Genomic DNA, 13,049 nt, shown 5'->3' with positions numbered 1-13,049 from the left:
AAAGATGCCGTCTTGTTTCATGATCATGCCTTACGGTCGCAAGCCGACCCAGGCCGACCCCAAGTTTGGTCCGGCCGAGATCGATTTTAATGCGCTCTGGGATCGGGCTTACGTTCCGGTCATCAAGGCACTGGGCTATCAGCCGGTGCGCGCCGATCAGGACACCAGCGCGTTGATCGTCAGCGAGATGCTGGAGCGGCTCTACTTCGCCGATCTCGTGCTGGCCGACATGACGATTCCGAACGGCAACGTCTATTACGAGGTCGGCATTCGCCACGCATCGCAGAAGACGGGATGCGTCCTGCTTGCGGCCGACTGGTCCAAGCAATTGTTCGACGTCGTCCAGATGCGGACCGTCCGCTATCCGCTGCCGGAGGGCGATATCACCGAGGTAACCGCTGCCGCGATGCAGGCAGCGATCAAAGAGCCGATCAAAGGGCTCGCTGCGGGGATTTCGCCGATGCACCAGTCCATCCCGGGTTATCCCGACAAAGTCGATCCACGCAAGGCGACCGTGATGCGGGACCAGCTCGCCGAGCAGGCTGCGTTCCAGACCAAGATACGCGCGGTGCGCGCAGCGGCTGAGAAAGACCGCATGAAGCGTTCCCTGGAGTTGATCGCCGCGGAGGGTAATCCCCCGGCCACTTATTCGAAGGCGCTCGCGTTGTTGCTGCTGTTGCGCGACTGCGTCGATGGCAAGGATGACTGGAACGTGGTGCTCGATTACATATGCAAGCTTCCTGAGCGCTTCGCCGATGAGCCCGAAGTGCAGGAAAATCGTGCATTTGCACTTGCTCAAGTTGGCAACCCCGTCGACGCCATTGCTGAAATTCAAACACTGATTGATTTCGCAGGGCCAACTCCGGAGCGTCTCGGCCTGATGGGCGGTCGGTATAAACGCCTCGCCGACGAGGCTACGGACGATAACGATCGCCAGCAGCGCCGCGGCCAGGCGATCGACTGCTATGAACGAGGAATGCGGCTCGATCTCAACGCCTATTACTGCTCGAGCAATCTGCCTCGGCTCTATCGCGCCCGTGCCGAGAAGGGTGATGAGAATCTTGCACAAGACGCCGTACGATCTGCGATCGCTGCTTGTGAGCGCGCAAGGATGCTGAATCTCGCTGACGAATGGCTGCGCCCGACACTGCTTGCAGCGGCGTTCGATCTCGGTGACCCGGACAAGGCCGAGGAGTTGGCGGTGCAGGTGATTGCCGAGGGACAAGCGAAATGGAAGGTGAGCAGTGTTCTTCGCGACCTCAACGCCAGCCTTGGGTATGTCGACGATGCCGCAAAACGCGCGCGGCTGTCCGCAGTGATCGACAGGATCAAGGGCCCAGCATCGCGCGCTCTTTCGCCATCCGCGTCAGCCGAGCCGCATTGACAGCTCGACGTCACCGCCGAACGGCACCGACAAATAGCCGCTCGCCGGCGAGCGCACCCGTGCCAGATAGTCGGGGCTGTGGTCGGCATTGTCGGCGACGACGAAGGCGCCCGGCTTCAAGCGGCGCTCCACGAGATCGAGGATGTCGGGGTAGAGCGCCTTGGCGCCGTCGAGCAGCACGAGGTCGATCGTATCGGGCAGATCGGTGCGCAGCGTCTTCAGCGCGTCGCCCTCGCGGATCTCGACCAGGTCGTCAACGCCGCCGGCGACGAGATTGTCCCGGGCGCGCAGCACCTTGGACGGTTCGAACTCGCTGGTGATCAGCCGGCCGCCGCCATTGTCGCGCAGCGCGGCGGCGAGGTGCAGCGTCGAGATGCCGAATGAGGTGCCGAACTCGACGATGTTCCGCGCCCGCGCGCTGCGCGCCAGCATGTAGAGCAGCGCGCCGGTCTCGCGCGAGACCGCGAGCGGCACATTGTTCAGGCGGCCGTAGAGCGCGCGGTAGTCGGTCTTGCTCCGCATCAGGCGCGCCTGTTCCTCATTTGAAAGGTCCGCCACCGCGAGCTGAGTCTCCTCGTCAGCGGCGGAAGCTTGCGCGAACAGCCGGTCGAGCAGGCCCGCGAGCTCAGGTGAAATGAGGGTGGTCATGGTGGTCTCCGGTCTGAAAAGCGGTGCGTCCTTGCGCCCCGCCAGAAATACGAATAATTATTCGCATTCGCTAATCGCATTCCCCTGGGCGTTCATGACCGGACGGCGAAGTTCCTCAATTTCCTCGCGAAAACAGCCGCAACAGGCCCGCTCGGCCGAGCTCGTCGCGGCGATTCTCGATGCTGCTGTTCAGGTTTTGACGAAGGAGGGCGCGCAGCGTTTCACCACGGCACGGGTGGCCGAGCGGGCGGGCGTCAGCATCGGCTCGCTGTACCAGTATTTTCCGAACAAGGCGTCGATCCTGTTCCGGCTGCAGAGCGATGAGTGGCGACAGAACTCCAGCCTGCTGCGCAACATTCTCGCAGACCGCACGCGGCCGCCATTGGTGCGGTTGCGTGCGCTGGTGCACGCCTTCATCCGTTCCGAATGCGAGGAGGCCGCGGTGCGCGTCGCACTCAACGATGCAGCGCCGCTCTATCGCGATGCGCCCGAAGCCCGCGAGGCGCGCGCATCGGGCGAGCGCATCGTCGAGGTCTTCATGCGCGAGGTATTGCCGAAGGCATCCGCCGCAGTCTGCGCGACGGCCGGCGATCTGATCACGACCACGATGAGCACGGTGGGCAAGGATTTTTCAGAAAGCCCGCGAAGCCAGGCCGAGATCGAGAGCTACGCCGACGCGATGGCCGACATGTTCTGCGCGTATCTGAAGAGTCTCGGAAAGGGCTGAACCGGGATGTTCACAAGTAACGCTTGGCAGCCAGCAGGAATCCGAGAACGCCGCCGGTCACAGCGAAAACCGTCACGGCATTGCAAATGCTGACATAAGCGGCCGACCAGCAGGAAACGGCCGTGGAAGCAGCTGCGACTTTCTTCGGTTTCTGAGGCAAGCCAATGCATTCCTGAAAAAGGCGCCGCCACCAGGTCAACGCAGGTGACGGCGCCCGTCTGAGGGCTTCAGGGCGAAACCCCGCCTCAGCGTAAGTCGCGATGATGAACGGTTCGTATATCGCGTCGAGGTTCCCTTAGAACGAAGCGTAGGCGTTTCGGAACGCGATGGCGCCGGCCAGCGAGCGCGGCCGCGTGCGCACGGCATGTCCATCGTTGCCGCTCTGGACGATCCACTGGCCGTTCTCGTGGCCCACGATCTTGCCGACGTGGTGACGCCAGACGACGATCGCGCCGACCGAAGGGCCGCCTGCATTACTGCCGTATCGCGCCCAGGATCGCGCCAGATTGTATTGCGGACCGGGATCGCTGCCGACCTGCGTGCGCATGAACCACCCGCACCACGCAGCGGGGCGACCGGAATGTGCATGGTGTCGATGATGGTGATGACGGCCGCGAGCTTCAGCAGCGGATGAAGCGAAGGCCAAGAGCACGGCGACAGCCGCGAGAGTTTTACGCATTACAAAGTCCTCTTGTTGTTGGCAGACCATCCTGATTGTGGGAGGGGCGCAGCGATGATCTGCGATTTGGTTGCGAAGCGACCGCACCGGCCAGGCGACGCAAAACAGAGGCGGGACATGGCCCGCCCGGGCCTTTAAGAAACGGGCTATGGCCAAAATATGACGGGTATTTTCCGTCTGGCGGCTGAGACATGGCCCGACATGCTCTGCGCATATCTGAAAGGCCGCGCGCAGCGTTGACGCCGGCAGAATTGCTCCGAGAGCATGTTCCTGGGTACCGCGTCACGCAGAACCGGGTTAACAGAAGCGCGGCGGCAGACGGAGCTCCGCTTCGCTCAGACCAGCGTTGCTTCAGAAGCTACGCCGCGATCCGACAGGAGAGCCAGTTCGCTGGCTGCAATCGTGAACCTCGAGCAACGTCTGAACGAACTCAACATCGAGCTGCCGATGTCGGCGGCGGCCGGCGGCGCCTACGCGCCGGTCGTGGTCCATGGCGACACGATCTATGTCAGCGGTCAGCTTCCGCGCGACGGCGACAAGGTTCATGTCGTCGGCCAGGTTGGCCGCGATGTCACAATGGAAGAAGCCAGACGAGGTGCACGGCTGGCGCTGATCCGCGGATTGACCGCGATCAAGGCGCATCTGGGGTCACTCGACAATGTCACGCAGATCCTGAAGCTCACCGTGTTCGTGCACAGCGCCGCGGATTTTAGCGGTCAGACCGCGGTCGCCGACGGCGCATCGGAGCTCATCATGGAGCTGTTCGGTCCGGAGCGCGGGCTCCACACCAGGACGAGCGTTGGCGTCGCGCAGCTTCCGCGTAACGCATCGATCGAAGTCGAGCTGATCGCAGCGCTGGCGCGCTAGGCCGAAGCGCGCATTCCTCTTCCCATGCCAATTTCGCGGAGCACCTCAGCCAAAAGCTGCGCGCTTACGCGTCTGTGTATTGACGGCTCCTGAACTTCGGGACGACACTGATGCCAACAAGAATGAGCTCGTAGGCATCTGGTCTAAGTTCCCGGAGAGGACGCCATGTCGAAACGCAGCGACTCGCGCCGCGCAGGCGCGCTCGATCCCGGCCGCCGAAATTTCCTGAAGGGTGCAACCGTCGCCGGTGCGGCGGCGCTGGCTGCCCCTGCCGCCGCCAGCACCGCGATGTCAGGCATTTCCGAACCGCGTCCCAAAGCAGCTCTCCCTGGGCCGAGGCTTGCGGCTGCGGATGCGATGCCGCCGCCGGCCGATCCGGTCAATCAGACCTCGAGCGGCGGCGACTTCATGGTCGACGTGCTCAAGACGCTCGACATCGATTACCTCGCGATGAACTGCGCCTCGAGTTTCCGCGGCCTGCACGAGGCCATCATCAATCATGGCGGCAACAAGAAGCCCGAGATCATCACCTGCCCGCATGAAGAGATCGCGGTGCATATGGGCCAGGGCTACGCCAAGATCGAGGGCAAGCCGCTCGCCATGATCTGCCACGGCGTAGTCGGCCTGCAGCATGCATCGATGGCGATGTACAACGCCTGGTGCGACCGCGTCCCCGTCATCGTGATGGGTGGCAACATCATGGAGGCCGACAAGCGCGCGCCGGGCGCCGAATGGCCGCATTCGGCGATCGACCCCGCGGCGCTGACCCGCGACTTCGTCAAGTGGGACGACCAGCCGGCCTCGCTGCAGCATTTCGCGGAATCGGCGCTGCGCGCCTACAAGATATCAACCACGCCGCCGATGGCGCCGGTGATGCTGTCGCTCGATCAGGAGCTGCAGGAAAACCCGATTCCGAACCGCGACCGCCTGCGCATCCCGAAGTTCACTCCGGCGCTGGCGCCACAGGGCGACGACGCAGCGCTGGCCGAGCTCGCCAGGATGCTGGTCGCGGCTGAGAACCCGGTGATCCTGTGCGACCGGATGGCGCGCACGCCCGCCGGCATGCCGCGCCTGGTGGAGCTTGCGGAAACATTGCAATGCGCCGTGATCGATAATTTCGGGCGGATGAATTTCCCCTCGCGCCATCCGCTGAACCAGTCGTTCCGCCGCTCCATCCTGTCGCAGGCCGACCTGATCCTGGCGCTGGAGGTCAACGACATCTGGGGCTCGCTCAGCGATTTCCATGATCGCATCGTGCGGACCTCCGAGCCGCGCTACAAGAAGACTGCCAGGATCGTCACGCTTGGCACCCGCGGCCTCTACATGAAGGCCAACTACCAGGACCTCGGCCGCTATCAGGAGGTGGATCTCGACATCGCCGGCGACGCCGAGGCAAGCCTGCCGGCCCTGACCGAGCAGGTCAAACGCCGGATCGACGAGGGACGCGAGGCCGTGTTCGACGCGCGTGGCAAGAAGCTTGCGGCAACCAAGCTCGCCACCGTCGAGCAGGCGAAGCTTGACGCCACGATCGGCTGGGACGCGAGCCCAATCACCACGGCGCGGCTGTGCGCCGAGCTCTACAGCCAGATCAAGGATGAGGACTGGTCGCTGGTCGGCACCTCGATCGGCCTGTCATGGCCGCATCGCCTGTGGAATTTCGCCAAGCCGTATCAGTGGAACGGCGGCTCCGGCGGCGGCGGTGTCGGCTACACCCTGCCGGCGTCGCTCGGGGCCGCGCTCGCCAACAAGCGGCACGGGCGGTTGACGGTTGCGATCGGCGGCGACGGCGACTTCATGTTCGTGCCGTCGACGCTGTGGACCGCCGCGCATCATCAGATCCCGATGCTTTACATCGTGCACAACAACCGCGCCTACCATCAGGAATACATGTATCTGCAGGCGATGGCCGCGCGCCATGGCCGCGGCATCACCAACGCCGATATCGGCACCACGATCAAGGATCCCTTCGTCGACTATGCGACCGTTGCCAAGGGGTTCGGCGTCTATGGCGAGGGACCGATCAGCGATCCGAATGCGCTGGCGCCGGCGCTGAAGCGCGCCATCGCCATGGTCAAGAGCGGCCAGCCGGCGCTGCTCGACGTCGTGATGGATCAGCGTTGAAGCGGAGATGGCGATGATGAGTGGAACTGTGAAGCGTCTTGCCGCCGTCGCCGCGATCGCGGGGGCTTTCGCTACTGGCGCCGTCGTTGCATCGCGCGCCGAGGACGCGCCGGCCGGCGATGCCGTCAACGGCAAGCGGCTTTATCTTGCCGACGGCTGCTTCGAATGCCACGGCCGCGCCGGGCAGGGCGGCCGTTTCAATTATCTGACGCCTGCGCTGGCGCAGATCGCGCTGCCGGTGGAATCCTTCATCGCCTTCCTGCGCGAGGCGCCGAACGACATGCCGTCATTCTCCGCCGACGTGCTGTCGGACAAGGATGCCGCCGACATCCACGCCTATCTCAGCTCGCTGCCGGGACCGAAGGCGGCCAAGGACATTCCGCCGATCTTGAATCAGTAAGGGAGTTCGCGAAGCGCCGGATTGTTCCGTCGTCGCTCTGGCGCGCTCTGGCCTCGCCGGAGGTGATGCGAAACGGGCAGGGGCGGTTGGCCATCGTTCGTTTCAGATGGCGTAAGGCGACGCGGGCAGGGCATTCGTCATTGCGCTGAACGTTCAGTAAAATGATCCACTAAACATCTGGCAGAGCCGAGCGCTGGGTGCTCGCCACTATCGGCGTTGGTGCACTGCAGCGATTCGACTGCGTAGGATAGCGCTGCCAGCTCCTCTTGAGGGCTCGCAAGAAATCGGCTTGACGGGTTCCTGAATTTAGTAATACGTTTAGTATTACAAAAACGATAAACATCGCGCATCGAGCTGATGTGTGGGAGGAGCCCCGCCATCCGGACCCCAATGTCCGGACGCGTTCAGTCTCGCTCTCCATCATCGCTCATCAACTCGGTTTCGAAGTCTCGGCGTCAATCCGGCAGGGATGCGCCGGGCGAGTTAGGTGCTTCAACGATAGGGAGGAAATGGATATGCGAAGATTGGGATGGTTACGCAGTACGGTAGCGTCCGCGGTCGTTGCGGCCGCAGCACTTGGCGGTCTCGGCGGCGGGCAAGCCGCAGCCCAAGGCAAGCAGCTTACGCTGTGCTGGGCGGCATGGGACCCGGCCAACGCGCTGGTCGAACTGGGCAAGGACTTCACCAAGCAATCCGGCATCGAGATGAAATACGAGTTCGTCCCCTGGACGAGCTACGCCGATCGCTTCCTCAACGAGCTCAACTCGCACGGCAAGCTCTGCGACCTGATCATCGGCGACAGCCAATGGATCGGCGGCGCCGCCGAGAACAAGTGGTACGTCAAGCTCAACGACTTCTTCGACAAGGAGAAGATCTCGATGGACGATTTCGTCCCGGCGACGGTCGTCGGCTATTCGCAGTGGCCGAAGAACACGCCGAACTACTGGGCGCTGCCGGCCATGGCCGATGCGGTGGGCTGGACCTACCGCAAGGACTGGTTCTCGCGGCCCGAGATTCAAGCCGCGTTCAAGGCCAAGTACGGCCGCGATCTGGCGCCGCCGAAGACCTATGACGAGCTGAAGCAGATCGCCGAGTTCTTCCAGGGGCGCGACATCGACGGCAAGAAGGTCTATGGCGCCTACATCTTCACCGAGCGCGGCTCGGAAGGCATCACGATGGGCGTGACCAACGTGCTCTACAATTACGGCTTCGCCTACGACAATCCGAAGAAGGCGTACCAGATGCAGGGCATCGTCAATTCCGCCGACGCGGCCAAGGGGCTCGAGTTCTACAAGGAGCTCTACAAGTGCTGCACGGCGCCGGGCATGACCAACGCCTACATGCAGGAAGGACTTGATGCCTTCAAGTCGGGCCAGGTCGCGATGCAGATGAACTGGTTCGCCTTCTTCCCCGGCCTCTACAAGGATCCGAATGTCGGCGGCGACAAGATCGGCTTCTTCGTCAACCCGGCAGGTCCCAAGGGGCATTTCACGCAGCTTGGCGGGCAGGGCATCTCGGTGGTGGCAACCTCCGACCACAAGGACGACGCGCTCGCCTACATCAAATGGTTCGCGCAGCCCGCCGTGCAGCAGAAGTGGTGGCAGATCGGCGGCTACTCGGCGCTCAAGGCGGTGGTCGACGCACCCGACTTCCCGAAGAGCGCTGCGTTCGCGCCGCAATTCCTGGAGTCGATGGGTATCGTGAAGGACTTCTGGGCCGAGCCGTCCTACGCGCAGCTGCTGCTCGACATGCAGAAGCGGGTGCATGACTACGTCGTCGCCGACAAGGGCACGTCACAGCAGGCGCTCGATCTCCTGGTCAAGGACTGGACCAAGGTGTTCAAGGAGCAGGGCAAGGAAGTCGCCTCGCAATAGCCCCCGCCCACCTCACCTGAACTGGATTCCTCGAGGGCCGCCTCGGGGAATCCGAACCGGCCCAGCCCCGCTGATGGACACGATGACGACGATCCTCCAACCCGATCATGCTACGATCCCAGGCGTGAGCAAGCCTGTAAAATCCCGCGCCGGACGGCGCGTCCACGGCCTGTCGGACCGGGCTATCGCCTGGCTGTTCGTCGCGCCGACGATCGCGCTGCTGCTCGCGATCAACATCTTTCCGCTGATCTGGATGATCCGGCTGTCCTTCACCAACCTCAACCTCAGCATGTCCTATCTGCCGCTGCGGTTCGTTGGCCTCGACAATTTCAGGGACATCCTCACCGACGAGGACGTCTGGTTCCGGCTGCAGACCACGGCGCAGTTCGTGATCTCGTCGGTGGCGTTGCAGGTGGTCATAGGCTTCGGCCTGGCGCTTCTGATCAACCGTCAGTTTCGCGGCCACAGCTTCTGGACCACGATCATCCTGCTGCCGATGATGCTGTCGCCGGCGGTGGTCGGCAATTTCTGGACGCTGCTGCTGCAGCCGCAGATCGGGCCGTTCAACTATCTGATCAGCCTGTTCACCGGCGTACCGCCGAGCTCGTTCAGCATGACCGGGCAGGTGTCGCTGGCGCCGTGGACCATCGTGCTGGTCGATACCTGGATGTGGGCGCCCTACGTGATGCTGATCTGCCTCGCCGGGCTGCGCTCGATCCCCGATTACATCTATGAGGCAGCCGAAGTCGATCGCGCCTCGGCCTGGCGGCAGTTCTGGTCGATCACGCTGCCGATGACGGTGCCGTTCCTGATGCTCGCGGTGCTGTTCCGTGCGATCGAGAACTTCAAGATGTTCGACATGGTCAATCTCCTGACCTCGGGCGGGCCGGGCTCGACCACCGAGCTGGTGTCGATCGCGCTGAAGCGCGCGGCGTTCGAGAAGTGGCGCACCGGCTATTCCTCGGCGCTTGCCATCATCCTGTTCGTGACCGTGTTCGGCGCCGCCAACATCTACGTCAAGACGCTCAACAAGGTGAAGCAACGATGACCGCTGCCGCCACCAAATCGACCGCGCACTCGATCGTCGAGGCCTCGCCGCGCACCAAGGCGTTCGCCGGCGGCCTCGTCATCCTGTATGCCGTGATCACGATCCTGCCGCTGCTGTGGATCGTCGCCACCGCCTTCAAGTCGCAAAGCGACGCCATCGCCTATCCGCCCAAGGTGATCTTCGAGCCGACCCTCGAAGGCTATGTGAACCTGTTCACGGTGCGGACGCGCCAGACGCCGGATTTCATCGCCAAGCTGCCGCCGCCGGAAACCTGGTACGACAAGCTGGTGCGCAAGCGGGATATGGTGATCGCCGGGCCGTCCAAGGTCGTGCCGCGCTTCGTCAACTCGCTGATCATCGGCTTCGGCTCGACCTTCCTTGCGGTCTTCCTCGGCACGCTCGCGGCCTATGCGTTCTCGCGATTCCGCATTCCGCTGGCGGACGATCTGCTGTTTTTCATCCTCTCGACGCGCATGATGCCGCCGGTCGCGGTGGCGATCCCGATCTATCTGATGTACCGGCAGCTCAATCTGACCGACACGCGGCTCGGCATGATCCTGCTCTACACCGCGGTGAACGTCTCGCTCGCGGTCTGGCTGCTCAAGGGTTTCATCGACGAGATCCCGCGCGAGTATGAGGAGGCGGCGCTGGTCGACGGCTATACGCGGCTGCAGGCGCTGCGCAAGGTGGTGCTGCCGCAGGCCGTCACGGGAATTGCGGCGACCGCGATCTTCTGCCTGATCTTCTCCTGGAACGAGTACGCCTTCGCGGTGCTGCTGACCAGCGGCGAGGCGCAGACCATGCCGCCTTTCATCCCCTTCATCATCGGCGAGGGCGGGCAGGATTGGCCAGCGGTTGCCGCCGCGACCACGCTGTTCGTCGTCCCGATCGTCATGTTCACCGTGCTGTTGCGCAAGCATCTGCTGCGCGGCATCACCTTCGGAGCGGTGCGCAAATGAGCGGGTCTGTGGTTGCCAGGAATGGCGTAACTCGGGGTGGCGTAGCGCGCTGGTTCCGTCGCGGGCCGTGGGAGGCCGTCGCGATGACCCTGATCGGAGGCGGCATCATCATGCTGGTGCAGCCCTGGTCGATCGATCTCTACAGCTACTCCTTCGTGACGATCCTGGCCGGCACGGTCGGCTTCGTCGTCGTCAGCCATTTTCCGGAATAGCGTCATGGCACAGATCCGCATCGAAAACCTGCGCAAGTCGTTCGATCAGTTCACCGCGGTGGAAGGCTCGACCTTCACGATCGACGACGGCACGTTCTTCGCGATGCTCGGGCCCTCCGGCTGCGGCAAGACCACCACCTTGCGCATGATCGCCGGCCTCGAGCTGCCGACCGAAGGCAAGATCCTGCTCGATGGCGAGGACGTCACGTTCCACCGTGCTGCCGCGCGCGATATCGCCTTCGTGTTCCAGCTGTTCGCGCTCTATCCGCACATGAATGTCGGGGAGAATATCGGCTTCCCCCTGAAGTGCCAGGGCATGGCCCGGCGCGAGATCCGCCAGCGGGTGCACGAGACCGCGCGGATGTTGCAGATCGAGCATCTGCTGTCGAGCAAGACCTCGAAACTCTCGGGCGGCGACCGGCAGCGCGTCGCGCTCGGGCGCGCCATGGTGCGGCGACCGAAGGCATTCCTGATGGACGAGCCGCTGGGCGCGCTCGACGCCGAGTTTCGCCATTTGATGTGCGGCGAGCTGCGCGACCTGCACGATCGCATCAAGGCGACCACGGTCTATGTCACGCATGACCAGCTCGAGGCGATGTCGATGGCCGACCAGATCGCCGTCATGAACAGGGGACGTGTCGAGCAGATCGGCACGCCGCGGGAGGTCTATGACCGGCCCGCGAGCATGTTCGTGGCCGACTTCATCGGCTCGCCGCCGATGAACTTCCTGCGCTTCGAGGGCGGCCTGCGATCCGGCGACCGCGCGGTCAGCTTCCATGACACCAGGCTTGCGGTGCCGGAGATCCGCGAGGACCGCGCCAGCGCGCCGCTGGCGCTCGGCGTCCGTCCGGAGCATATCCGCTTCGCCGACGCGGGCGCCGTTCGCGGCGAGGTGTTCGGCGCGGAATATCTCGGCACCACGCAGATCGTCACCGTCGACACGGCCTATGGGCGGGTCGCGGCGCGGCTGCCGTCCAGCGCGTCGGTGCGGATCGGTGAGACCATCGGTCTCGAATTCAACGCCGCGCGGCTGGCGCTGTTCGATATCGGCAGCGGCCTTGCGATCAGGACCGCGAGCGCGGAGGGCGTGCGCCATGGCTGACGTCACCCTGCGCAACGTCAACAAGCGCTTTGGCGCGGTCGAAGCGGTCCGGGACCTCTCGCTGACGGTGAGCGACGGCGAATTCCTGGTCCTGCTCGGGCCGAGCGGCGCCGGCAAGACCACGACGCTGCGGCTGATCACCGGACTGGAGAGCCCCGACACGGGCTCCGTGATGATCGACGGGCGCGACGTGACGCATGATCCGCCCGGCTCGCGGGACATCGCCTTCGTGTTCCAGCAATATTCGCTGTATCCGCATCTGACGGTCTACGACAATCTGGCGTTTCCGCTGCGCTCTCCGGCGCGGCGGGTGGCGGAGCCGATCATCCGCAAGCGCGTCGAACAGACCGCGGAGCTGCTGCACATCGCGAGCAAGCTGAACAACCGCGCCACCCGTCTCTCCGGCGGCGAGATGCAGCGCGTGGCGATCGGCCGTGCGCTGGTCCGCGATCCCTCGATCTATCTGATGGACGAGCCGCTGTCCTCGCTCGACGCAAAACTCCGCGCCGAGCTTCGCCTCGAACTCAAGCGGATCCAGATCGAGCTCGGCGCGACCATCCTCTACGTCACACACGATCAGGTCGAGGCGATGACGATGGCCTCGCGTATCGGCGTGATCAGGGACGGCCAGTTGCTTCAGCTCGGCACGCCCCGCGAGATCTACGAGAGCCCGTCCAGCAGCTACGTCGCCTCGCGGCTCGGCACGCCGCAGATCAACTTCCTGCCGGCTCGCCTGCTCTCCGATGTCGCGGTGCCGGCCGGAACCGAGACGGTCGGCATTCGCACCGAGCATCTTCAGCTCGCCGCGCGCAATGGCGGGCAGATGGTCGGCCGCGTGCATCGGGTCGAGCACCTCGGCGAGCAGAATCATGTTCATCTGGACTATAAGGGCGAAACGCTGGTGACGCTGGCGGATCCGCATCAGCCGCTGCAGGCAGGCCAGGAGGTCGACTTGCATCTGGTGCATCCGTTGTGTTTCGACCGCGCGGGGCAGCGCATTGCCGCGGCGGTTCATTAGAGGGGCGAGA

General features: G+C 63.9%; 13 protein-coding genes. 11 read left to right on the top strand and 2 right to left on the bottom strand.

Translation table 11 applies throughout. The features are described from left to right. Nucleotides 1–19 precede the first annotated feature (19 nt). Nucleotides 20–1,384, top strand: a complete 1,365-nt coding sequence (locus AAFG07_RS37910; protein ID WP_342724708.1) for a TRAFs-binding domain-containing protein — start codon at nucleotides 20–22, stop codon at nucleotides 1,382–1,384. Here AAFG07_RS37910 and AAFG07_RS37905 read toward each other — a convergent pair. Continuing rightward, nucleotides 1,367–2,032: an O-methyltransferase gene (locus AAFG07_RS37905; RefSeq protein ID WP_342724707.1), complete on the bottom strand. Its 666-nt coding sequence runs from the start codon at nucleotides 2,030–2,032 to the stop codon at nucleotides 1,367–1,369. The two genes, AAFG07_RS37910 and AAFG07_RS37905, sit on opposite strands and share 18 nt — an antisense overlap. A gap of 94 nt (nucleotides 2,033–2,126) precedes the next feature. On the opposite strand from AAFG07_RS37905, the gene AAFG07_RS37900 reads away from it, so the two are divergent. Next, a complete protein-coding gene (locus AAFG07_RS37900) occupies nucleotides 2,127–2,759 on the top strand; it encodes a TetR family transcriptional regulator (RefSeq protein ID WP_342724706.1) in 633 nt (210 codons plus the stop codon). 295 nt (nucleotides 2,760–3,054) lie between these two features. Here the strand turns inward: AAFG07_RS37900 and AAFG07_RS37895 are convergent, their stop codons facing one another. Further along, a complete protein-coding gene (locus tag AAFG07_RS37895; protein ID WP_097673702.1) occupies nucleotides 3,055–3,306 on the bottom strand; it encodes a hypothetical protein in 252 nt (83 codons plus the stop codon). Between the two features lie 534 nt (nucleotides 3,307–3,840). On the opposite strand from AAFG07_RS37895, the gene AAFG07_RS37890 reads away from it, so the two are divergent. From AAFG07_RS37890 to AAFG07_RS37850, 9 genes are all read left to right on the top strand, one after another. Continuing rightward, entirely contained in the window at nucleotides 3,841–4,305 is a 465-nt protein-coding gene (locus tag AAFG07_RS37890; RefSeq protein WP_342724705.1) for a RidA family protein, read from the top strand. Between the two features lie 165 nt (nucleotides 4,306–4,470). Further along, entirely contained in the window at nucleotides 4,471–6,426 is a 1,956-nt protein-coding gene (locus tag AAFG07_RS37885; RefSeq protein WP_342724704.1) for a thiamine pyrophosphate-dependent enzyme, read from the top strand. A 13-nt stretch (nucleotides 6,427–6,439) separates the two neighbouring features. Then, the gene (locus AAFG07_RS37880) at nucleotides 6,440–6,826 is read left to right on the top strand and encodes a cytochrome c (RefSeq protein ID WP_342724703.1); all 387 of its coding nucleotides are present in this window, start codon (nucleotides 6,440–6,442) and stop codon (nucleotides 6,824–6,826) included. A 515-nt stretch (nucleotides 6,827–7,341) separates the two neighbouring features. Further along, nucleotides 7,342–8,700 (top strand): extracellular solute-binding protein, encoded by a 1,359-nt coding sequence (locus AAFG07_RS37875; RefSeq protein ID WP_342724702.1) that lies wholly within the window; start codon nucleotides 7,342–7,344, stop codon nucleotides 8,698–8,700. A gap of 73 nt (nucleotides 8,701–8,773) precedes the next feature. Beyond that, on the top strand, nucleotides 8,774–9,748 hold the full coding sequence (locus AAFG07_RS37870; protein WP_342724701.1) for a sugar ABC transporter permease: 975 nt from the start codon (nucleotides 8,774–8,776) through the stop codon (nucleotides 9,746–9,748). Further along, nucleotides 9,745–10,707, top strand: coding sequence for a carbohydrate ABC transporter permease (locus AAFG07_RS37865; protein ID WP_342724700.1), 963 nt, complete (start codon nucleotides 9,745–9,747; stop codon nucleotides 10,705–10,707). The genes AAFG07_RS37870 and AAFG07_RS37865 overlap by 4 nt, the downstream gene beginning before the upstream one ends. After that, nucleotides 10,704–10,919, top strand: coding sequence for a hypothetical protein (locus tag AAFG07_RS37860; RefSeq protein ID WP_342724699.1), 216 nt, complete (start codon nucleotides 10,704–10,706; stop codon nucleotides 10,917–10,919). The genes AAFG07_RS37865 and AAFG07_RS37860 overlap by 4 nt, the downstream gene beginning before the upstream one ends. 4 nt (nucleotides 10,920–10,923) lie before the next feature. After that, a complete protein-coding gene (locus AAFG07_RS37855) occupies nucleotides 10,924–12,021 on the top strand; it encodes an ABC transporter ATP-binding protein (RefSeq protein ID WP_342724698.1) in 1,098 nt (365 codons plus the stop codon). Then, nucleotides 12,014–13,039, top strand: coding sequence for an ABC transporter ATP-binding protein (locus AAFG07_RS37850; RefSeq protein WP_207835005.1), 1,026 nt, complete (start codon nucleotides 12,014–12,016; stop codon nucleotides 13,037–13,039). Before AAFG07_RS37855 ends, AAFG07_RS37850 begins: the two co-directional genes overlap by 8 nt. Nucleotides 13,040–13,049: the final 10 nt, after the last annotated feature.

The sequence above is a fragment of the Bradyrhizobium sp. B097 genome (assembly GCF_038957035.1).
Classification (GTDB): domain Bacteria; phylum Pseudomonadota; class Alphaproteobacteria; order Rhizobiales; family Xanthobacteraceae; genus Bradyrhizobium.
Note: the sequence above shows the minus strand (reverse complement) of the source record. Positions and strands in the feature narration are given on the sequence as shown.